The organism is Kitasatospora sp. NPDC032150 (genome assembly GCF_055579945.1).
Map to the genome: position 1 here is coordinate 131,535 of NZ_JBVIMH010000010.1, position 20,557 is coordinate 152,091.

Consider the following 20,557-nt stretch of genomic DNA (forward strand, 5'->3'; position numbering starts at 1 on the left):
CCCGGCACCGCCGGGCCCCCCTCAGCACGTCCGGAGTCCCGGCCCGTGGTCCGCGGTGGCAGCCGATGCCGGGGATCGATCGCGCCCGGGCCCCGGAAGCCGAGGCGGCCGGGCACAGGGCGTCGAAGGTGTTCCTCGGAGTCCCGCCAGGTCGTCGAGGAGTACGTCGGCGATCACTTCCTCGACCACGGCGGTGCGCAGTTCGGCCATCGCGTCGCTGAGTGCCGCGTCCCAGGGTGCGGGAGTGAGGCGCCCGGGATCGGGTCCTGCGGGGATCCGGGGCACGGCGGAGCGGTAGTCCTCGACTGCCATGCGCCAGGGAACGGCACCGGTCTTGGCCAGGACATGGGCGGCGATACGGATGCCCTCGCCGTCGAAGTCACCGTGGTAGTGCAGGGAGGCCCCGCATGCGGCAAGTTGGCGCAGCAGGTGGATCACGGCGGTGTTGGGCCAGCCGGAGGTGCAGACGAGGGGCGGGCAACTGGCGCCGAAGCGCCGGATGGCGAGGGCGAGCACGCTGGGGTTCTCGGTGATGTGCACCGGCCCTGCGGACCGGCCGAGTTCGCCGGGTGAGCGGAGTTGGGCGAGGGTGAGGCTGACGGGGTGTCCGGCGTCGGCACTGATGCGGGCGATCCGGGCGACCGGGCCGTCGCCGCCCAGTAGAAGGCCGGCGGCTAGCACGGTGCTGGAGAGTTCGTCGTCGGCCACGCCGGCCCTGCCCCAGAGCGCGCGCCGTCCCTGGGCGCTGTCCGGCATGTCGGTGCCGTACAGCACCGCCAGGGCGCGCAGAACGAGGGAGGACAGCCGCGTCCCGTCGTCGAGGGCGTGGGAGTCACCGTCGAGGAGTCGGGCCGCGAGGACCGGGAGCGGTTCTCCGTCGGATGGGAGTGCGGTGAGGACGGTCAGCGCGGAGGCCAGCAGGCTACGGGTCCGGTCGGGCGAGCCGTCGACGAGGCCGTTGGTCCGCAGGTGGGTGACCCACTCGGTGAGGGCAGGCTGGGTGGTGACCACCTCGTGGCCGACCAGCCAGTCCCACAGGGCGGTGCGTTGGATCGCGTCGCGTTCACGCTCGGCGGCGCGATCACGGATCGGGCCGAGGATGGCGGTCACCACGTCCCGCACGGGCCGGCCGCAGGCGTCCGCCACGGCAGCCTCGAGCTGGGCGAATCGGACCGTCGGTTCGGCGCTGGGTAGCCGGTCGAGGCCGAGGAGGTCGGCGAGAGCCTCCCGGGCGGCGTCGTCGAGTGGCCCGACCCGCACACGGCTGACCGGCCGGCCGGTGGACAGGCGGTCGTGCACGGCATGCCAGAGGGGCCGGAGTCCGGGGAGGTCCAGAGTGTGACGCCTCGTCATTCCGGCTCTCCCGTAGCGGAGTCGTCGGGCAGCAGGTCGATGCCCGTCCAGGTGAAGCGGGCGCTGGTGACGGCATCGTCGCCGTCGGCGCCGGTGATCAGCTGGTGGACCGCGATCCCGGAGAGCTCGCGGTAGGTGCACCACTCGTGGTCGGAGGTGAGTACCAGGTCGAGGTCGAGCGCCACGAGCAGGGCGAAGACCTGGCCTCGGTTGATGGTGTCGACACCGACGAAGACCTCGTCGAGGAGGATCAGCCTCGGGGACTCCGGGACCGCCTCGTAGTGCGCGGCCACCGCGGCGAAGAGCGGGAGGTGGAGGGCGATGGCCTTCTCGCCGCCGGAGAGCGCGCCGTGGAGCTTCTTGGTGAGCAGCTGCCAGCCTGCGCCGTTGGCGCGGTCCAGCTTCACGACGAACTGGTGCCAGGCCGTGTAATCGAGGACCTCGGCGAGTTGCTCCTCCCAAGTGGCGGCGGTGTTACGGGTCTTGGCTTCCTCGATACGGCCGCGGAAGAAGGCGTGCAGGGCCTCGCGGTCGGCCTCGGTGATCCTGGCCGGGTCCTTGAGCAAAAGTTCACGGGCCGTCCTGGTGCCGGCGGGCAGGTCGGGGTGGATCTGCCAGACCAGGCGCACGGCCACCTTGGACGCGGTGCGGACACGTTCGAGGTGGCCGTTCATCCGCTCCACGAGCTCACCGGCCTGGCGGATGCGGGAGGCGAGGTGGCGACGGGTGTCACCGGTGAGGGTCTGGTCGAAGAGATTCCGTTCGGCGGCGGTGATGTCGCCCTGGCTGCGGTCGCGGTCGCTGATGAGGGTGGCGAGGAGCCCGGTCGCGCCGGTCCGGACGCCGTCGACGGAGGCCGTGAAGACGTGGATGTCCTCGTCGGCTTCGAGTTCGAGGTCGGCGCGGGTGCTGAGGCTCTGGCGGGCTCGGTGGACGGCTTCCGACAGGCGGTTGAGCGAATCGCCGAGGTTCCTGGTGCTGTGCGGCAGGTTCGGCCACTTGGCAGCGGTCTCCCGGGCCGCTTCGAGTGTGGCGCGGGTGCCGTCCTCGGTGGTGAGGGCGAGAGCGATGCCGGCGTCCTCGGGGAAGCCGAGGACGCACAGCCGACGGAAGCGCCGGGCGGCTTCGTTGCGGGCGGCCACGGCCTGGTCCCGGCGGTCCGCGTCCTGGGCCATGGTCGCGCTCAGTGAACCGATTCGGCCTTCCAGGGCGATGAGTTCCCGGGTGCCGGAGTCGATCTCGCGGCGGGTCCGGCCGAGTGACTGCCGCAGGTCGCTGATGCGGGCGGCCACCTGACGGTAGTCCTCGCCGACGGTGCTCTCGACCGCTTCGAGCGCCGATCGGAGTCCTCGGGCGGCGGCCTCGGCCTGCTCTGCCTCGGCCGCGCTCTCCTCGGCCACCGCGCGGGACGCCTCGGCATGGGCGCGGGCGGCCTCCCAGGCTTGTCGGGTCGCCACCCACGCGAGGTGGGAGTCCAGCCAGACATCGGCCTGTTCGCGCAGCACGTCGACCGCGGCAGCGGTGGTGTCCAGGGCGGTGCGCTCGGTCGGCAGGGCGTGCTCGGCGGCGGCGACGGTGAGCGCGCGCAGCGCGACGGCGACGGCGTCCTCCTGCCGCGCGAGAAGCTCGACGGCCTCGCGTACGGCGTCCTCGCGGGCGCCCACCTCGGACTCCGAACGCTCCCAGGCGCGCTTGGCCTGGTCCACCTCCCGGTGGTGCGGTCGGGACTCGAGGTCGGCGCCGAGGCGCAACCTGCGGTCGGCGAGGGCACGGAGCTCCGCGTCGAGCGCGGCGGCAGCAGCGTTGGCCTCGGCCAACCGGGCCGTGAGTTCGGCGATCCGGCGCTGCCTGGCGCGTGCCCGGGCCGCGGCGCCGATGTGGCTGGACTCCGGCTTGGCCCAGCTGCCGGTGGCCGCCGCGAGGCGCCAGCTGCCGTCCGCCCCGACGGCAGCCGGATGGGCTGCGGGGAGCACGGGCCCGTAGGCGATGCCCGCGAGCAGCTGCCGTACCCGGCCGACCGGCACCGGGCCGTCCGACTCCGGGCGCAGGACGTCGAGCAACGACGGGCCCGGTGCAGGGGTGGCTGATGCCGGGTCGGCGAGCGTGTCGTGGCCGGGGACGGCGATGCCGCCGTCGGGGGTCATCCAGGCGTCGAGCAGCCCCGCCGCTTCCAGGGCCGCTTCGATGCCGGCCTGGTCTGCGGGTGGCACGCCCGGTTGGAAGGCCAGCAGGCTCCACAGCGGCGCTCCTGCCATGGCCGACCGGTCAGCCGTGCGGGTGCGCGGCGGGACGGGCGGGAGATCGGCCGCGGCGGCGGTGCGCTCCAGCTCCTCCGCGATCCGGTCACGCGTGGCGCGGGCACTGTCCCGGGTGGCGCGAGCGGTGGTCTCGTCGGCGGTGATGTCGCTCTCGGCAGCGCGGGCGGCGGCCTCGACCAGGGCCAGCACGTCGGCCTCGACGGCGGCGCGGGAGACGAGTTCCTCCGTGTCGTCGATGCGCAGTTCGGTGCAGTCGGCCGTCGCCCACTGGCGCAGCCGGTCGGCGTGGACGTCGACCGCGGTCTCGTAGTCGCGGGCGTTCAGGTCGCGGCACGTGATCGCCGCAGTCAGCCGGCCGCGGGCCTTGTCTAGGTGGTCCTCAGCTGCCGTGCGGTCCGCGACGGACCGCTCGTGGCGTTCGATGGCGGCGCGCATCTGGGCGATCTGGCCGTGCCGGGACGCGACCGCACCGCGCAACAGACGGCGTGCGCCACGCCCCTGCTCCCCCGCGTCCGCGGCTGGGATCGGCACATTGTCGAGCATGGCCTGCACCTCGGTGCAGAGGGACTCCATGGCCGCACGCCGCGCCGCGCCCCTGGTGTCCTCCCGGGCGGCGCGGGTGTGCTCGGCGCGCTGCTCGGAGCGCAGCCGGGCCTCATCGGCACGGCCGGCGTCCTCGCCGGCCGTGCCGATCTTGCGGTCGGCGGCTGCGCGCAGGCGGTCGGCGGTCTGGACGGCGTGGTCGCTGCGGCGGCGGAGCTGGTCGAGTTCCTGGCCCTGCCGGTAGACCTCCGAGTCGAGCAGCCCCTCGATGGCGCCCTCGATCTCCTGCGCCGTGTGTTCGAGCTCTGCCTTCCCCAGGGCGGTCCGCTCGCGCTCGCCCAGGGCTTGGGCGTGCTCTTCCTCGCTCCTGCGGGCGATGCGGGTGAGATTGTCCATCTCTGTGGTCGCGGAGATCTGCGCGCCCGCCGCGGCGCGCAGGACGCGCTGGGCATAGCCGCGCTGTTGGGCGGCCAGGGCGGTGGCTGCGGCGACCTCCTCGTCCAGGGTCTTCAGGTGCTCGCGCTGGCGGTCGAGGCGTTCGAAGCCTTCGGCGAGTTCGGTGATCTCGCCCTGGCCGAGCGGGGGCAGCGCCCGGGAGAGCAGCGAGGACAGCAGCGACGGGTCCAGACGCTCGGAGAGCTTCGGGGTACGGAGCTGGAGCAGCGCGGTGATCAGGGCGTCGTAACGCTGCTCGCTGAGGCCGGGGAAGACCGTGGTCCGGACCGCGCTGCGGTAGTCGGCCGACGATGCGTGGAGCTCGCCCCGGCCCTGCAGGGCATCGGCCAGGGCGGCGCGGGTGAGCGGCTGGCCAGCGTCGTTGACCAGGGCGAGGCCGCCGGGACGGTCGATCCGCGCGGTGGTGGTGAAGAAGTCGGCGGTGACACCGCTGGTGTGCACGCTGGCCTGGAGCCTGGCGCCGCAGCTGAACCAGGCGGGATGACCGTCGCGGGTGCGGACGAACTCCAGCCAGACGTAGCCGACCCGGGTCCGGCCTGACGCACCCTCACCCATCAGGTTCCAGTGCATGGTGCGCTCGGAGCCGCCGAAGGTGGACAGCCGGTTGGGGCGCAGGCTGGCGTCGAGCAGGAACGGCAGCAGCACCTCGAGCGCCTTGGACTTGCCGGTGCCGTTCTGGCCCCTCAGCAGCAGGCGGCCCTGGTGGAAGGTGAAGGTCTCGTCGTAGTAGCGCCAGACGTTGAGGATGCCGGCCCTGGCCGGCTGCCACCGCGCCGGGCCGGCGTCCACGGTCCGGGATGCGGACGGCGGCGGGAGTTCCGTCACGGTCATCAGAAGGGATCCTCCCTGGTCACGATGCGGGGCTGTCGGCAGCGGTGGCGCGGTAACGGAAGGCCGCAGGCCGGGGGAGCGTACGGTCGCCGACTCGGCGGGCCAGACCGAAGTCGGTCAGGACGCGGACGGCGTCGGCAGTCAGACGCTGGGCTCCGTCCTCCGACTGGTAGCTCTTCGCCCACTGCGGGAAGCGGCGCAGCAGGTCATGCGCCTCGGCGGCGAGCTGTTCCGGCGTCAGTCCGCCCGGAGCAGCCGTCAACGGCTCCAGCAGCAGCAGGGCGGCGACGCGGGCGGTGGCGGAGTCGTCGGGGAACCGGCTGTCCGTGGCGATCCCGTCCGGGTCGACGAGCAGCAGCCCGTCGGCGCGCTCCTCCAGCACGAAGCCGCCCTGCTCGGCCGCGCGTCGGACAATCTGACGGCCGGTCGGGGAGGTGAGATAGGCCAGTTCGTCGGCGGAGAGTTCGTCGTGGTGGAGCACCGGGTCGTCGAACAGCCGGCGCAGTACCGAGTGCCGCAGTCGGAGGTTTCGCTGCGCCTCGGATGCGTCGGCACCGCCGTACCGCTGCTCCCGCACCGTCTCCCGCAGGAGTTCCTCGAAGCGCAGAGGTACCTCTTCGGCCGGTACGGCCAGCCGGGACGGCCCGACGGGCGCGGCGAGCAGGCGCATCAGCACGGTGGCGTCCACCCGGTAGAGCACCTTGGCGTCCGCCGAGTCGACGAAGCTGTCCGTGACGCCGTCCACGGTGAGCAGCGCGCCGTGGGACTCCAGTAGCTTGATGACGTCCACGAAGGCCATGCGTTCGGACTTGCTCGCCGTATCGAAGGGCGGCAGCGCCTCGTCGGTCGCGCAGGCCTGGACGACGCGGTCGGCGAGCAGACCGACGGTCGTCACCGGGATCGGCAGCAGCTCGGCCGCGACGACACACAGCAGGGTGTAGCGGCGGCGGTCGAACGGCGCCTTGCCCGAGCGCAGTCGGCGGGCGGGGCGGGAGGCGTCGAGGACGGTCCGGATCTTGAGCAGTCGCGCGTACCCCAGACGCGGCTCCAGCACCAGCTGCCAGCCGCAGTGGTAGTCGAACCACTTCGTCAGCGGGTCCTGCCTGCGGCGGATCAGCTCGAAGCCGGACGGGTCGCCGCGCTCGGTGATCAGCGGTCGACCGAGGAGCAGTCTGATGCCTCGGGCGACGTCCTCCCGCTCGGCCAGGACCAGTTGGTTGGCGAGGGTACTCATCCAGTCTCCTCTCGCACCCACGCCCGGCTGCCGCCGGGGCTGCGGATCTCCACCAGGTAGTCAGGGCCCTCAAGCCGTCCGTGAGGCGTCCGCAGGACGGCTCGCCCACCATCGGGGACTGGTCGGAGGACGATCTCGACGCGGCCGTCCGAGGTGACCGCCCGGCGCGCGCCGCTGCCGTCCGGCCGTACTGCCAGCGCCCTGCCGAGGAGATCGAGCAGCCGCTCGAAGACGGCGTGGTCGAGCATGCCGAAGCCCGAGAGCCGGACGGGGCCGTCCGTGCCCAGGACGTCCCAGGCCGCTTCGAGTTCGGCCCGCTCCTTCCGGGCCCGCTCCGCGCGGATCGCCTTGATCCCGCCGATGTCGCGCACCTTGCCCGTGCGGGTGAACCGCTCGGTGCGTCCGCTGGTGCGCAGCAGGGCGGACACCCTGACCGGAGGGGCCTCGGCCCAGCCGTACGAGGAGGGCACCAACTCGGGGTCAGGATGAGCGAGGTGGGCGTGGCGAGCCGGTCCGAGGCCGAACGCGGCCGACCACAGGCGGTGGAGGTCCTCCTCGGTCGGCGCGGCGGCGAACCAGCGGGCCAGTTCGCGGAAGTCCTGCGCGACGCTGGAGGACCGCCGGCGCGACTCGGTGATCCGGTCGAGGACCTGAAGGAGCGTCACGATGGCGCGCCGCGCCACGTCGTGCAGCTGCTCCACGCGGGGTCGCGAGCCGTCTGTCGGTAGGAACCAGGCCTGCAGACCCTCCCAGCGCGCCCGGCGCCGCTCAAGCCAGGCCGGCGCGGGATCGCCGTCGGCGAGCGGCGGCAACTCGGCACCGTGAAGCGCCCGTTCGTGCAGCAGGCTCACACCGCGCTGCTCGACCCGCTGCACGGCCGCGGCCACCGCCTGCCCGCGCTGGTCGAGGTTGAGGAGGAACTCCTGGAGGTAGGCCACTGTCGCGGCCTTGACCTCGCGGAAGGTCGCCAGGTCCGCGCCCTCGGCGCGCAGCAGGCGTTGCAGCTCACCGTTGAACGCCTTGGTGTTCGCCAGCAGCGCCTCCAGGTGGCCCTCCAGTTCCTGCAGGGTGGTGAAGATCCGACGGTCCGACGACGCCGGGTCGCCGAGCAGCACGTACAGCTCGTCGAGCCGATCGGTAACGGCTTCCAGCACGGCGGTCTGGAGCGCGCCCGTCGCGGCGAGCACGGACAGGGCGTGCTCCACCCCGGCGAGTGCGGCCTCGCCGCGCCGGGTCAGCGAGTACTGGAGGTTCCGGCGCTCGTACTCCTCGGCCGTGCGGTAGTTCTCCGCGTGGTTCTGGACGACGTCGAGCAGCTCCCAGGCGCGCAGCTGGCGCAGGGCGTCCTGCAGGTCGTCGTCGTGGATGGCGTCGAGCCAGCCCACCGACCGCAGGCGGGTGCGGACCTCGTCCAGCCCGAGTGCCGTCTCCAGCCGTTCGTTGGCCGCACCGAACGCCTGAAGGATCGCGCCGTAGAGCTCGGCCCTGTCCCCCGTCGTGAACCGGAACATCTCCGGCGGCACCCTGCGCAACGGCGCCCCTCCTCCCCACAGGTCACCCCGTTCCCGGCTGGCACCACAGTACGCGGACGCACCGACAGCGCCGACCGGGATCTCAATTTGGGGTGGTGGACTGGGCACAAATGCGTGAACTGCAGGTTCGAGGTTGATCGCGTCCCGGAGCTCTGCGAGATCGCTGAACTACTCTTGTCCGTGCGACGGTTGCGCGCGAACCCGCGCATCATCAGACGCAGGATGGTCCGCTGGGCCTCCAAGCGCACCCAGCCCAGGGGTCAAGGTCCGGTCAAGGATTGGGCTGCGGGGCTGGTGGGCGCCTATCCTTATGGAGGTTTTAACAGGCACCTCGTTCGGTGAGGCGTCCTCACGGACACAGACCATTGATCCCATCGGTCGAGAGACACTCCGGATCAGGGCAGATCTGTGCCCGGCTCAAGGGCTGCCCCCGAGTGGCTTCTCCGCATCTCGCGGGGACACGCCGTGGAGTGCCGGAACTCTGAAGGGTCGGGGTGCGCCGGGTACTTGTCCCGGCTTCTCCTTGACGCGCCGCCGTGACGTCGGATCGCGGCCAGGATCGGAAGGAGGCGAGATGGACAGTAGTCCGGGCCATAGTAGGCCCCATCCCTTGTCGTCCTCGCCATTCTTCCGCGGCCCAAAGCGGTCCCCCCTCCCCTGATCCGTCCCGTTCACGACGGCCTCTCTGCCCGGTTCACGTCCGGGCGGGATGTGCCGCCGTGCGTGCGGCGCCGTTACGGCGGTCAGGGGGCGGCGGTGCGCCCTTGGGCCTCCTGATGCCTCGTCACGCCGAGGCAAGGGGGTATTCATCGTGGCTGCCGCCACCCTGTTCATGTCCGCTACGGCCCGTCTGCGCGGTCGCACGGTCGATGCCGAGCGCCGCGCCACCGCCTCACGAGCCGTCCGCACGTCGCTGGTGTCCCTGGCCGGGCTGATCGGCGGTCCGGTCGCCAACCAGGCCGGCCAGGAGGTGGGGCGCATCGTCGACGTGGTCGCCCGCCTCTACGGACCCGAGCCCTATCCGCCGGTCACCGGCCTGATCATCCGCATCGGGCGGCGCCGCGCCTTCATAGCCGCCGACGCGGTCGACAGGGTCCTCTCCGGGCAGGCGCGACTGCGCACCGCCCGCGTGGACCTGCGTGACTTCACCCGCCGCCCCGGCGAGGTGCTGCTCGCCCGCGACGTGATGGACCATCAGCTCGTCGACATCGACGGCATCCAGGTCACCCGCGCCGCCGACCTGTACCTGGCGCCGCTGGCCGACCGCACCGTCCTGGTCGGGGTGGACGTCTCCCTCTCCACCCTGCTGCGCCGCATCGGCCCCCGCCGCTGGCAGATCCGCCCCACCCCGGAGCGAGTCCTGGACTGGCAGTCCGTCGCCCCGTTCGGCGAGCAGGCCATGCACGGGCCCGCCGAGGTGCGGTTGCGCGCGTCGCGTTCCGCGCTGCACCGTATGCGTCCGGCCGACCTCGCCGACATCCTTGAGGACCTCGGCCGCCACGAACGGCAGCAGCTGCTGGACTGGCTGGAGCCGGAACATGCCGCGGACGCGCTGGAGGAGATGGAACCGGCCGAGCTGGAGAACCTGCTCCGCGAAGCGCCGCCCGAGCACGCCGCCCGGCTGGTGGACGAGATGGAGCCGGACGAGGCCGCGGACGCCCTACGCGACCTGCTCCCCGGCGAGCGCGAGACCCTGTTGTCACGCATGCCCGCCCCCGAGGCGGCCGAGCTGCGCACCCTGCTCACCCACCGCGAGGGCACCGCCGGCGGCGCGATGACCACCCTGCTGGTCACCGCCCGTCCCTCGCAGACGATCGCCGATGTGCGCGCGGAACTGGCTGCGCAGGCCGAGCACCGCACCGAGGTCGACGCAGTCGCCGTGCTGGACGACGACGACCGTCTGATGGGCGACATCCCGCTGTTCGACCTGGCGGTGGCCGAGGACACCGCGGTGGTCGCGGACCTGGTGGCCTGGCTCGCCCAGTTCGGCCCGCCGGTCACCGTGCGGCCCGACACCCGCCTGGCCGAGGCCGCCGACCACCTTGTCGCCGCCCGCGCCACCTCCCTGCTCGTCGTCGACCAGGACGCGCACCCACTTGGCCGGATCCTGGCCGACGACATCCTCGACGCCCTGCTGCCCGAGCGCGGGCGCCTGCACTTCCGGAGGCTTCTCAAGTGACCCGCGACCTCGACACCGTCACCACGGCAGCCGCCGCGCCGCCCGCCGTCGCAGCACCTTCCCGCCGCAGAGGGCTGCGCCGTCTGGCCGCCGTCGCGATGGTCGCCGGCCCCGGCCTGGTTGCCGCGAACGCCGGGAACGACGCCGCCGGCATCGCCACCTACGCCTCGGCCGGCTCCCAGTTCACCTACGGGACGCTGTTCTTCATGGTGCTGGTCACCATCGCCCTGGTGATGGTGCAGGAGATGGCGGTCCGGCTCGGCGCCCACACCGGCAAGGGCCTGGGCGCGCTGATCCGCGAGCAGTTCAGCCTCCGCCTGACCGCGCTCGCCGTCTTCTGCCTGCTGCTGGCCAACACCGGCCTGGTCGTCAGCGAGTTCGCCGGGATCGGCGCGGCGTTCGAGCTCCTCGGCGTTCCCAAGTGGGCGGTCATCCCGCCCTCCGCCGTCCTGTTGTGGTCACTGGTGCTGTTCGGCTCGTACAAGTGGGCCGAGCGCATCTTCCTGGTCATGTCGCTGGCCTTCTTCGCCTACCCGGTCGCCATGATCCTCGGTCATCCGGACTGGGGGCAGGTCGGCGAGCACCTCGCCGTGCCGCACATCGAGCCCAGCAAGGACTTCATCCTGCTGGCCGTCGCCCTGATCGGCACCACCGTCAGCCCCTACATGCAGTTCTACGCCGCCGCCGGTGTCGTCGACCGCGGAGCCAAGCCCGCCGACTACAAGCTGATCCGGGCCGACGCCGTCCTCGGCGCGGTGTTCGCCTGCCTGATCAGCCTGACCATCATCATCGCCACCGCTGCCGCGATCGGCGGCACCGGCCCCCTGGAGTCCGCCGCCCAGGCCGCTGAAGCACTGAAGCCGGTCGCCGGGCCGAGCGCCGAGCTGCTGTTCGCGTTCGGACTGATCGGCGCCTCCGCGTTGGCCGGCGCCGTCGTGCCGCTCTCCGCCAGCTACGCCGTCGGCGAGGCCGCCGGCGTCGAACGCTCCGTCTCCCGCCGCTTCCGCGACGCTCCCCTGTTCCTCGGGCTGTTCACCGCCCAGATCGCCCTCGGCGCGATCGTCGCTCTCACTCCCGTGGATGTGATCCAGCTGCTGATCGGCACCCAGGTCCTGCAGGGCCTGATCAGCCCGGTCGTGCTCGTCTACCTCCTGGTCCTCACCAACCGCCGCTCCGTCCTGGGCGAGGCGGCCAACAGCCCCAGATACCGCATCGCGGCCACCACCGCGGTCACCGGCGTGGCCGCCATGTCCACCATCCTGCTCGTCCAGACCGTCCTCGGCTGGTTCGGAGTCGGCTGAACAACGTCCCGCCGACACGGACCGCCCGGTGACCGAGCCCCACCTGTTCCAGCTGACTCGTCCGATCTCACCCAAGGCTGACGGAGAGCGACTCCCGGCGACGGGACGCCGATCGCGGCCGCTAGCATCGCGCACATGCTGGCTCTGCTCCACACATCGTCCGTCCACGTCCCGGCCTTCGACGCGCTTCGTGACCGCGACCACCCCGGCTTGCCCTTGCGGCACATCGTGTCCGAGTCCTTGCTGACCAGGGCCCGGACCGACGGGCCCGACGCCGTTGCGGGGGACATCGACCAAGCACTCGCCTCCACGGTCGCCGACGGGGCCGCTGCGGTGTTGTGCACCTGCTCGACGATCGGCGGCGTCGCGGAAACCCGCGCCGCGGCGTTGGGAGTGCCCGTGTTGCGCGTCGACCGTCCGATGGCGGCAGCCGCCGTCGCCATCGCACCCGGCGGGGACCGGACCACCACCCACATCGTCGTGATCGCCGCAGTGGCCGACACCGTGGGCCCGACAGTCGCCCTCATCGATGAGGAGGCCGCTCGATCCGACCGGTCGGTAACGGTGACCGCCATCGTGGTCGACGGCGCTTGGGACCGGTTCGAAGGAGGTGACCAGGCCGGCTATCTGACCACGATCGCTGCCGCCGTCGAGGCCGTGGACGGCGCGGACGTCATCGTCCTCGCCCAGGCGTCCATGGCAGCGGCCGCGAACCGGACCACGACCGCCATACCGGTCCTGTCCAGCCCCGCTCCGGGGCTCCGCGCCGCCGCTGCCGCCGTGTCACGCCCTGCCAGCAGAACCGCGTAGTCGACCGGCCTGCGTGCGCGCTTCGGCGACCACATCGAGCCGCCACGCCCTTCACCAGAACGGCGAGCGGGTCCCCACGGCCCTGGGCAGTGCCTCAGCTCCAGTCGAAGGTCAACAGTGCGAGCAGCTCGACGGGCTCGAAGAACAACAGGATTGAGTCGGCGCCCGTTCCACGGTAGTGCCAGCCCGGCACCGACTCCACGAAGCGGAACGGGTTCCCGGACGGACTGACCGGCCACGCGCTGTCGTCGTCGTACTCGATGTGGAAGAGCTTGATCAGTGGCTGCCACAAGTGGAGTCAACCGAGCTGGCCGACGCTGCGATCTGTGTCTTCGCACCCAACGTGGTCACCAACCCGCACGGTACCTCTCTGCGCGACCTCGGCCGATTCACCTATCTCGCCTGAGGGTCTCTCACTGAGGGTGCATGTCGGGATCGTCCCCGGCACCGGCCGTGCCCTCCCCGCTGCCGCCCCCGCTTTGTGGAAGATCGCGTTGGTGAGTAGGGCGTTGAACTTCATCGCCCAGGGCGCGATACAGGGGCCCGCCTTCTGGCAGGCCCCTGACCGGGTCCTCAGTGCGCGGATGGCTTCCGCGCTACTTGGTGTAGAGGGTCCACATCTGGTGCGGCTGGCCGTCCCATTCGTTGAGGGTCACTGCCGTGTCCTGCCCGTTCGCCTGCAGGACCTCGTTCATGTTCTTCGCGCTGGCGATGGTGGTGTGCTCCTGGGCCAGGTTGACGATCCACCGCTGCGCCAGGGAGGTGGGGTCGCACGTGTCCTGGAGCACGGGGCTGCGGCTGCCGGCGTCCGCGAGGCACAGGCCGTACTGCCCGCCCTGGAGCGTGTAGATGCCGGTCCCTTCCGGAGTCTCGCCGACCAGCGTGAAAGTCCAGTTCTGGAAGCTGAGCGACGGGTCGCGGGTCAGGACCTGCGTCGCGTAGAACTCGTCGAGGTTGGTGTTGTCGCTCTCGACCTGGACGGACTTGGTGAACTGCACGGGAGGTTGAGCCACGGCCGTACCGCCGCCGCCGAGGACCGCCGCACCCGAGAGGGCGGCCGTCGCCACAGTGACAGCGGCTTTCTTTCCCATGTTCACTGATCGTTCTCCTTGCTCTGCTCTTCACGAACATTCAGGGGAGTGCCAGGCAGATCCGGCTGGCAGCGGCAATCCGTCAACAAGGTTCGCTGGCAACCCATCAATTGTCAAATCCATAATTGATAGGACGCCAGAAATCCTTGAATACTTCTAGATTCCCATAGGGTGATTACGGAAGACGTGGGTCGGTGTCGGTGGACGGGGCCGCAGGCAGGCAGGGGCGCACGCGGTCCTGCCGCGCACGAACGTTTCCGCTGGCCATCGGGGGGCATGCCTGGTTGGCCACGGCGTTGATGTACCGCCAGAGCCTCCAAAGATACTCGCCGCAGGAACTCGCAAAAGGATGTGCACCTATGCGTAGAGCACTGCATGCCGTTCTGCGATCAGTCGTCGCAATTTGAATCGGCCTCCTCCTACCGCTACAGGCCTCCGGCAAAGCCCAAGCCACCCCGGCGACGTTCACCAACGGAACCCAATTCATCAACACCGCCGGAGATGCGGTACACGGGCGTGGCGGCAGCATGATCAAAGTGGGCGGATATTACTACTGGTTCGGCGAAAACACCTACCCCAACGGCCCCTTCGCGTCGATCCCGGTCTACCGCTCCACCGACCTGCATACCTGGGAGTTCCGCGACAGTGCGCTGAGCCAGACCTCGGCCCCCGAACTGCAGACCGCCGGAGCCTGGCGACCCAGGGTCATCTACAACGCCCGCACGAAGCAATACGTACTCTTCGTCCGCAAGGAGAACTACCCGTCACCCATGACCGAGAACAAGGTCGCGATCGCCACATCGCCCACGGTGGACGGCAACTACGCACCGGGGTGCGCCTGCCGGAACCGTTCGATCTCGATCTCGACACCAGCGGTTTCTGAGCACCTCCCAGATTTGGGTGGCCCCGCGGACGCGGGGAGGGTCCCCAGGGCTTCGGCGTAGTCGACTTATATCCGTTTTGTGATCATCCGAGGCCGAGGAGGGCGAGCGGGCGTCGTGCGTCGCGGGCGTTGCGGCGAAGGGCGGCGGCGATGTTGGTGACACCGTCAAGCTTCAGCGCGCCGATGGCCAGGTTGCGCCAGGCCGCCATCGCGCGGGGCGCGTTGCCGGTCCGTAGCTGGGAGGCATCCTCCGCGAACGTGGTGTCCCGGACATGGTGCAGCGCCTCGACGTTCCAGTGGCGGCGGACCAACTCCGCAAGCTGGGCCGCACTGGCCTGATTGGCGGTGAGGCTCGTGACCGCGTAGACGGTTTTGATGGTGGTCTTGCCGGTCTTTCGGTCGGTGCGGCGGCGCTTGATCTGGATGGCCTGGCCGGCGCCGGGGAACAGCAGGTTGTCCACTGTGGCGACCTTGATCCGGCGGATCTCGCGACGCCCGTGGCCGTTCTCCTTCGTGCGGCCCAGAAGCGGGATGTCCCTCCAGGGAAGGGACTTGAGCTGCTCACGCAGGCTCTTCGTAGAGTCAGCCGCGCGGCGTGGTGCCCATCGCGTCCTTTCAGCGCCAGGGCGCTCGACAGGGACGCCGAGCAGCCGCTGGCGACAGTGGCTGACGAGATCTGGGCACGAACCAGCGCGTGGTCCCGGCCGGTGCCCTACTCGCGGATGCCTGCGGCTTCGATCGCCCGTCGGCGGGTTGCCCGCCAGGTCGCTCCCGACGCGGTGACCACGGTGACGAGGGCGCAGAGTGCGATGGTCCCCCCGATCTGGGTCCACGGGATCACCGTCGGCGCGCCGGTCACGAGCTTGTTCAGCGAGACGTGCTGGGTCGCCGCGGCGAGGCCGGTCGCCACGGCGGCGAGGACGGTGCCGACGACTACCGCCACGGCCGACTCGGCCGCTGCCACCTTCACGATCTGGCTGCGCACCATGCCGGCCAGCCCGAGCAGGGCGAACTCGCGCCGCCGCCCGGCCATCGCCATGATCAGGGTGTTGGCGACCGCGATCAGCGCGTAGGCCAGCGCGATCCCCAGGATGACCACCGCGGCGTTGTCCGTCTGCTCTGCGGCGTGCGCGCGCTGGGCCTCCAGGTAGGCGTCGTAGCTCGTGACGTGCGCGCCGGAGCCGGCCAGCGCCTGGTTCACCGCAGTCGTCTGCTGCTCGTCGAGCGGCAGGCCCGTGCCCGTCTGGGAGTCGACGTAGACCTGGCTCGGCATCAGCGCGCCGGTCAGCGACGCGGACAGGTAGGTGTCGTCACCGTTCAGGCCGCGTGCGACGACCGCCGCGATGACGGCGGTCACCCGTGTGCCGGTGGGCAGTAGGGTGACCACCTGGTCCCCGGCCGAGAGACTGTCGGACTGGGCGGCGTGTTCGTCGATGACCAGGAAGTTGTCGGGCAGCGAGGTGAGCGAGCCGGAGACCACGGGCGGTGTGATGGTCATGCCCAGCGCCGCCGCGGGCACCGCGTTGGTGCTCAGCGAGTCGATCTGGTCGCCCTTCGCGGTGCCGATCCGGATGTTCATCGAGGTGACCGCGGTGACCCGGACCCCGGGGACGGCAGCCAGCTTCTCCAGCGTCCGCGCGTCGATTCCCGTGCCGCCGGGCACCACCACCACGCCCGCCGCGTGGATCTCCTGCTGCTGGCGGGCCAGGACCGCGGCGTCACCGGACTTCTGCATCGTCAGCAGGGTGGCGACCAGCCCGACGGCCACCACGATCGGCGCCACCGTGGCGGCCGTACGCCGCCGGGAGGTGAAAATGTTCTCCCGCACCAGCAGCGGGCCGGCCTTGGCCGAGCCGCGCAGCGGGCCGATCAGCAGCCGGGTGACCGGCCGCAGCAGGATCGGCGCCAGCAGGGTGACCGCGCCGACGTACAGGACCGGGACCACCTCGTACTTGCGGGCGCTGGCCGCCAGATACGGCTCTGTCCGGCCGATGACGATCCCGAAGACGACCGCGCCGATCAGCATCCCGATCCCCAGCAGCCACCGGATCGGCGTCATCCCCCGGCGCTCCACCACGCTCTCGCGCAGCACCTCGATCGGACGCACCAGCGAGACCCGGACCAGGGTGGCGGCCGAGCCGGCCAGCGCCGCGACCACACCGATGACGAAGGAGACCAGCAGCGGCAGCGGGTTGAAGGGGATGGTGAACCAGGACGGGGCCACGTTGTGGTCGAGCATCCAGGAGCGCAGCGGCACGGTGCACAGCGGGGCGAGGAGGCAGCCGGCGACCGCCGCCGCCAGGCCGATCAGCAGCGCCTCGCCGAGCACCATGCGCCGCACCTGCCGGGGCGCGGCACCCACCAGCCGCATCAGCGCCAGTTCACGGCGGCGCTGCTCGGTGGCGAAGGCGAAGGTCGCGATGACGACGAACACGGCGACGAACACCGCCAGTCCGGTCGTACTGCCCGCCATCGCCTGGGCGTTGGCCAGTGCCTGGGCGCCGCCGGTGGAGTCGGCGTCGAGCCGGGTCAGGTCGCCGCCGCTGAGGACCACAGCCTGGCCGCCCACGAGGGCGGACAACTGCTTGGCGTTCTGGTCGGTGACCAGGGCGTTGACGCCGGGCGACAGGCGCTCGGCCTCGGCATCGCTGAAGAAGACCGCGCTCTCGAACCAGAGCGCGCCGGTGACCCCCACCACCCGGTAGTGGCCGGCGCCGTCGGAGGTGGCGGCCTGGGCCTGACGCCCGATCAGCGACCGGTCGCCGCCGCCGACGACGATCTCGTCCGGGGCCTGCGGCGCACGCCCGGCCACCAACTGGTAGCCCGCGAAGGCGGCCGTGGACCACGGGTGACCGGTCGTCCCTGCGGAACCGGGGTTCAGCCGCACCGGGAAGCTGCGGTCGGGTGTGGCCTTGCCCACCGCGCTCACCTTCGTCACGACCTCGGTCGGCAGCACCGCCGGGGCCTTCATCGGACGCCCCTCGAAGCCCTGCGGCGCGATCACGACCTGGGCTTCCTTGAACCGCTGCGGCCCCGGGTGTGGCGTGCCGAAGGTGGCCGCCAGGGTCAGCGCCATCATGCCGATCATCGTCGTGCCGAGCGCGAGGGCGAGGAAGGCGCCCACGAAGCCCATCAAACGGTGACGCAGGGTGGCTACGGCGATCTTCAGCACGGGCTCGCCTCGCTCCCGCCGGGCTCCAACGCGGCCATCCGCAGGGCCACGGTCTCGGCCGTCGGCTCGAACAGCTCGCCGGTCACCCTGCCATCGGCGAGGAAGACCACCCGCTGCGAGTACGAAGCGGCCACCGGGTCGTGTGTGACCATGATCACCGTCTGCCCGCGCTCCTCGACGACACCGCGCAGCAGCGCCAAGACCTCCCGCGCGGTACGCGAGTCCAGCGCGCCGGTCGGCTCGTCAGCGAAGATCACCTTGGGCCTGGTCACCAGCGCACGCGCGATGGCGACCCGCTGCTGCTGACCGCCCGAGAGCTCGGCGGGCCGGTGCTCGCCACGCTCGGCAAGGCCGACCTCGGTCAGCCCCCGGTCGATCGCCACCGAGTCGATCGGACGCTCGGCCAACCGCAGCGGCAGCTCGACGTTCTGTCGGGCCGTCAGCGCCGGGATGAGGTTGAAGGACTGGAAGATGAAGCCCATGTGCTCGCGGCGCAGCTCGGTCAGGGCGCGCTCGGAGAGCTTGTGCAGCGGCGCGCCGTCGAGCAGGACCTGGCCCGCGTCGACCCGGTCGAGGCCCGCCGCACACTGCAGCAGCGTCGACTTGCCCGAACCCGAGGGGCCCATGATGGCGGTGAAGGTGCCCGCCTCAAAGTCGACGTCCACCCCGTCGAGCGCCTGCACCCGATTGTCGCCGCGGCCGTACGTCTTGTGTACGGCGGTCAGGCGGACAATGTCGCCCACCCTCTCCGCACTAACGAAGGCCGGGCTCGAAGCCCGTGCCGGTAGGACCTTGTTCCGGAACACTCGCTCGCCTTTTCCATAGGGACATCGGTCGACGGCATCGGTCACCCGCCGCACCGACGCTAGGGCCGTTTGCGGGATCCACGCCTCCGGGCTGCCCCTGATCTCGCCCCTGAGGAACCCCTGACCCGAGTAGGCGACGGCCGTTCGGCGCAGACACCCACAGCTCGCCACCGGCGGCCGGGTGCTGTTCGCTCTCATGAACATTGAACGCGGCCCGGTTCGGGTGCCTCCCGAAGTGTTGAACTACTGCTGTCGGATCTCATGAAGAGAATATGTCCGACAGATCATTACGAATCGGACGTCATCCGACTACGCCGAAGCCCTGGGAGCGTCCCCTCGGCGCGGGTCGGGAGTCGGTGCCCGCCTGAGCGGTGGGCCCGATCTCCGCCAGGATGCCTTCCCCTCTCCGTCAGCCTTGGGTGAGACATCCCGCTTTGTCGGGTTGGCCTGAGAGGGCCACGGGAACTCCGGCGACGAGCAGTGCATCGGCCAGCCCCAGTCGGACGTTGACGGGATCGCGGTCGGCCCGCCCCTGGTACGGAAGGACGATCGGCACCGAGTCGGCCGCCAGGCGCGGCCCTCCACCCGTTTGCGTGGCCGAACTCCGGAACTCCTCCTTGTGATGCAGGTCATCAGCTACCTGATGACCACACCGAGCAACTCCGTCTACGACCTGAACCTGCGCACGATCACCGCCGACGCCCTGGTCCGAGGCTACGTTCCCGCCAGGGGTGAACTCTGTTCCGTGCAGGCGGGCTTCGAGATCTGGAACGGGGGCACCGGCCTGGCCACCACCTCCTTCTCCTACCAGCCCAGTGCCGGTCTCCCCGCCGGAAACGTGACATGGCTGCTGTCTCCGACCGGCTATCTGCTGAACCCCGCGTCCGGGAAGTGCCTGGACGACCCCAAGTCCACCGCCGTGCCGGGCGTCCCCCTGAACCTGTGGACCTGCAACGGCACCGCCGCCCAGATCTGGTACTCCGCAGCCTGACCGCCGGCGCCGTCGGCCGCGGGCCCGGGGGACCGAGCCGTGCTCGCCCGGGCCTGCTGCCCGTCCGGCCACCGTCTTCGGCTACTCCCGGACGATCTCCAGCTCGGAGGTCCTGACGGTTGAGGGCGGCGCCTGATCCGATGCGCCTCAGCGAGGTCCTGCACGGCGGCGAGAGCGGTCGATCCTGCCGTTCTCAGAGGTAGCGCCGCCAGTGTCGGAACGTCCCGGCGATCCGGCCGGCGCGGAGCGCCAGGACGGCGAGCCAGGCGCCGCGGCTCTCCGGTGAGGCGACCAGGTCCCGTGCGTGGAGCAGCAGGCCCCACCACGCCCTGGCGGCCTCGGCGGGCCGGGAGCGGGGCATCCCGTGCGGGCCGAAGTCCCGGTAGAGCTTGGCGTGCGATCTGCCGTAGCGGTACTGCTGGTGGACAATGGCGCGCGGTTCGGCGCGGAGCCGGTAGTGCACGACGGCGTCCGGCACGAAGTCCAGGCGGTATCCGGCCAGTTGCGCCCGCCAGAAGAACTCCACGTCGTCGGAGCCGTAGCGGTAGCTTTCGTCGAATCCGCCGAGTCGTCTCCACAGCTCCTTGTGGAACCCGCAGTTGGCGCCCAGTGGATAGGGCAGGAAGCCGAAGGTGTCGAGCAGCCGGTCGGCCCCGCGCGGCGGGCGCGCGGCGAGTGCCACGGAGCCGTTGAGCATGCGGCGCTCCATCGAGCCGCCGACGGCCGGACTGGTCCGCAGGGTCTCCACCATGGCGGTCATCCAGTCGGGGGCGACGAGGTCGTCCGCGTCGCAGCAGAGCACCAGTTCGCCCCTCGCGTGCCGGCAACCGATGTTGCGCGCGTGGTTCGCGCCGCCGCTCTCCGGAGCGCTGACCACCTTCAGCTGCGGCATCCTGCACTGCCAGGACCGGAGTACCTCGCCGGTGCCGTCGTGCGAACCGTTGTCGACCACGACGACCTCCCACGGTCCCGGGTAGGTCTGCCGCCGAAGCGCCGCGAGTTGCGAGGCGATGGTCGCCGCTGCGTTGCGCGCGGGGATCACGACCGAGACCGTCCCGGCTCCGGGCGGCCTCTCGGCTTTCTCGGCTTCGTTCAACTGCTGCGCTTCCGACATGGA

General features: G+C 71.2%; 15 protein-coding genes and 1 riboswitch. Of the genes, 5 read left to right on the forward strand and 10 right to left on the reverse strand.

Going from position 1 to position 20,557, the window contains the following annotated elements; translation table 11 throughout:
- Positions 1–21 precede the first annotated feature (21 nt).
- From ACZ5ON_RS14650 to ACZ5ON_RS14665, 4 genes are read right to left on the reverse strand one after another with little or no spacing between them, the layout of a single operon-like run.
- Positions 22–1,353 carry a TIGR02679 family protein gene (locus tag ACZ5ON_RS14650; RefSeq protein ID WP_465591059.1) on the reverse strand — a complete coding sequence of 444 codons (1,332 nt, stop codon included), beginning with the start codon at positions 1,351–1,353 and terminating at the stop codon, positions 22–24.
- The gene (locus ACZ5ON_RS14655; RefSeq protein WP_465591062.1) at positions 1,350–5,441 is read right to left on the reverse strand and encodes a TIGR02680 family protein; all 4,092 of its coding nucleotides are present in this window, start codon (positions 5,439–5,441) and stop codon (positions 1,350–1,352) included. Before ACZ5ON_RS14655 ends, ACZ5ON_RS14650 begins: the two co-directional genes overlap by 4 nt.
- 19 nt (positions 5,442–5,460) lie before the next feature.
- Positions 5,461–6,675 (reverse strand): TIGR02678 family protein, encoded by a 1,215-nt coding sequence (locus ACZ5ON_RS14660; protein ID WP_465591065.1) that lies wholly within the window; start codon positions 6,673–6,675, stop codon positions 5,461–5,463.
- Entirely contained in the window at positions 6,672–8,207 is a 1,536-nt protein-coding gene (locus ACZ5ON_RS14665) for a TIGR02677 family protein (RefSeq protein ID WP_465591068.1), read from the reverse strand. Before ACZ5ON_RS14665 ends, ACZ5ON_RS14660 begins: the two co-directional genes overlap by 4 nt.
- A gap of 323 nt (positions 8,208–8,530) precedes the next feature.
- Positions 8,531–8,708: riboswitch (M-box (ykoK) riboswitch) on the forward strand.
- A gap of 310 nt (positions 8,709–9,018) precedes the next feature.
- Here ACZ5ON_RS14665 and ACZ5ON_RS14670 point away from each other — a divergent pair.
- The 3 genes from ACZ5ON_RS14670 (at position 9,019) to ACZ5ON_RS14680 (ending at position 12,497) form a co-directional block, all read left to right on the forward strand.
- The gene (locus ACZ5ON_RS14670) at positions 9,019–10,386 is read left to right on the forward strand and encodes a magnesium transporter MgtE N-terminal domain-containing protein (protein WP_465591071.1); all 1,368 of its coding nucleotides are present in this window, start codon (positions 9,019–9,021) and stop codon (positions 10,384–10,386) included.
- On the forward strand, positions 10,383–11,687 hold the full coding sequence (locus ACZ5ON_RS14675) for an NRAMP family divalent metal transporter (RefSeq protein ID WP_465591074.1): 1,305 nt from the start codon (positions 10,383–10,385) through the stop codon (positions 11,685–11,687). The genes ACZ5ON_RS14670 and ACZ5ON_RS14675 overlap by 4 nt, the downstream gene beginning before the upstream one ends.
- A gap of 135 nt (positions 11,688–11,822) precedes the next feature.
- On the forward strand, positions 11,823–12,497 hold the full coding sequence (locus tag ACZ5ON_RS14680) for an arylsulfatase (protein ID WP_465591077.1): 675 nt from the start codon (positions 11,823–11,825) through the stop codon (positions 12,495–12,497).
- A gap of 94 nt (positions 12,498–12,591) precedes the next feature.
- Here ACZ5ON_RS14680 and ACZ5ON_RS14685 read toward each other — a convergent pair whose 3' ends face one another.
- Both ACZ5ON_RS14685 and ACZ5ON_RS14690 read right to left on the reverse strand, forming a co-directional pair.
- Positions 12,592–12,789, reverse strand: a complete 198-nt coding sequence (locus tag ACZ5ON_RS14685; RefSeq protein ID WP_465591080.1) for a hypothetical protein — start codon at positions 12,787–12,789, stop codon at positions 12,592–12,594.
- Between the two features lie 304 nt (positions 12,790–13,093).
- Complete coding sequence (locus tag ACZ5ON_RS14690; RefSeq protein WP_465591083.1) at positions 13,094–13,588, reverse strand: RICIN domain-containing protein; 495 nt, start codon at positions 13,586–13,588, stop codon at positions 13,094–13,096.
- A gap of 536 nt (positions 13,589–14,124) precedes the next feature.
- On the opposite strand from ACZ5ON_RS14690, the gene ACZ5ON_RS14695 reads away from it, so the two are divergent.
- Positions 14,125–14,532 (forward strand): glycoside hydrolase family protein, encoded by a 408-nt coding sequence (locus ACZ5ON_RS14695; RefSeq protein WP_465591086.1) that lies wholly within the window; start codon positions 14,125–14,127, stop codon positions 14,530–14,532.
- Between the two features lie 22 nt (positions 14,533–14,554).
- Here the strand turns inward: ACZ5ON_RS14695 and ACZ5ON_RS14700 are convergent, their stop codons facing one another.
- From ACZ5ON_RS14700 to ACZ5ON_RS14710, 3 genes are all read right to left on the reverse strand, one after another.
- Positions 14,555–14,932, reverse strand: coding sequence for a transposase (locus ACZ5ON_RS14700; RefSeq protein ID WP_465591089.1), 378 nt, complete (start codon positions 14,930–14,932; stop codon positions 14,555–14,557).
- A 251-nt stretch (positions 14,933–15,183) separates the two neighbouring features.
- Entirely contained in the window at positions 15,184–17,643 is a 2,460-nt protein-coding gene (locus tag ACZ5ON_RS14705) for an ABC transporter permease (RefSeq protein ID WP_465591092.1), read from the reverse strand.
- A complete protein-coding gene (locus tag ACZ5ON_RS14710) occupies positions 17,637–18,386 on the reverse strand; it encodes an ABC transporter ATP-binding protein (RefSeq protein ID WP_465591095.1) in 750 nt (249 codons plus the stop codon). The genes ACZ5ON_RS14705 and ACZ5ON_RS14710 overlap by 7 nt, the downstream gene beginning before the upstream one ends.
- A 685-nt stretch (positions 18,387–19,071) precedes the next feature.
- Here ACZ5ON_RS14710 and ACZ5ON_RS14715 point away from each other — a divergent pair.
- Positions 19,072–19,440, forward strand: a complete 369-nt coding sequence (locus ACZ5ON_RS14715) for an RICIN domain-containing protein (RefSeq protein WP_465591098.1) — start codon at positions 19,072–19,074, stop codon at positions 19,438–19,440.
- A 193-nt stretch (positions 19,441–19,633) separates the two neighbouring features.
- Here ACZ5ON_RS14715 and ACZ5ON_RS14720 read toward each other — a convergent pair whose 3' ends face one another.
- Positions 19,634–20,554, reverse strand: a complete 921-nt coding sequence (locus ACZ5ON_RS14720; RefSeq protein ID WP_465591101.1) for a glycosyltransferase family 2 protein — start codon at positions 20,552–20,554, stop codon at positions 19,634–19,636.
- Positions 20,555–20,557: the final 3 nt, after the last annotated feature.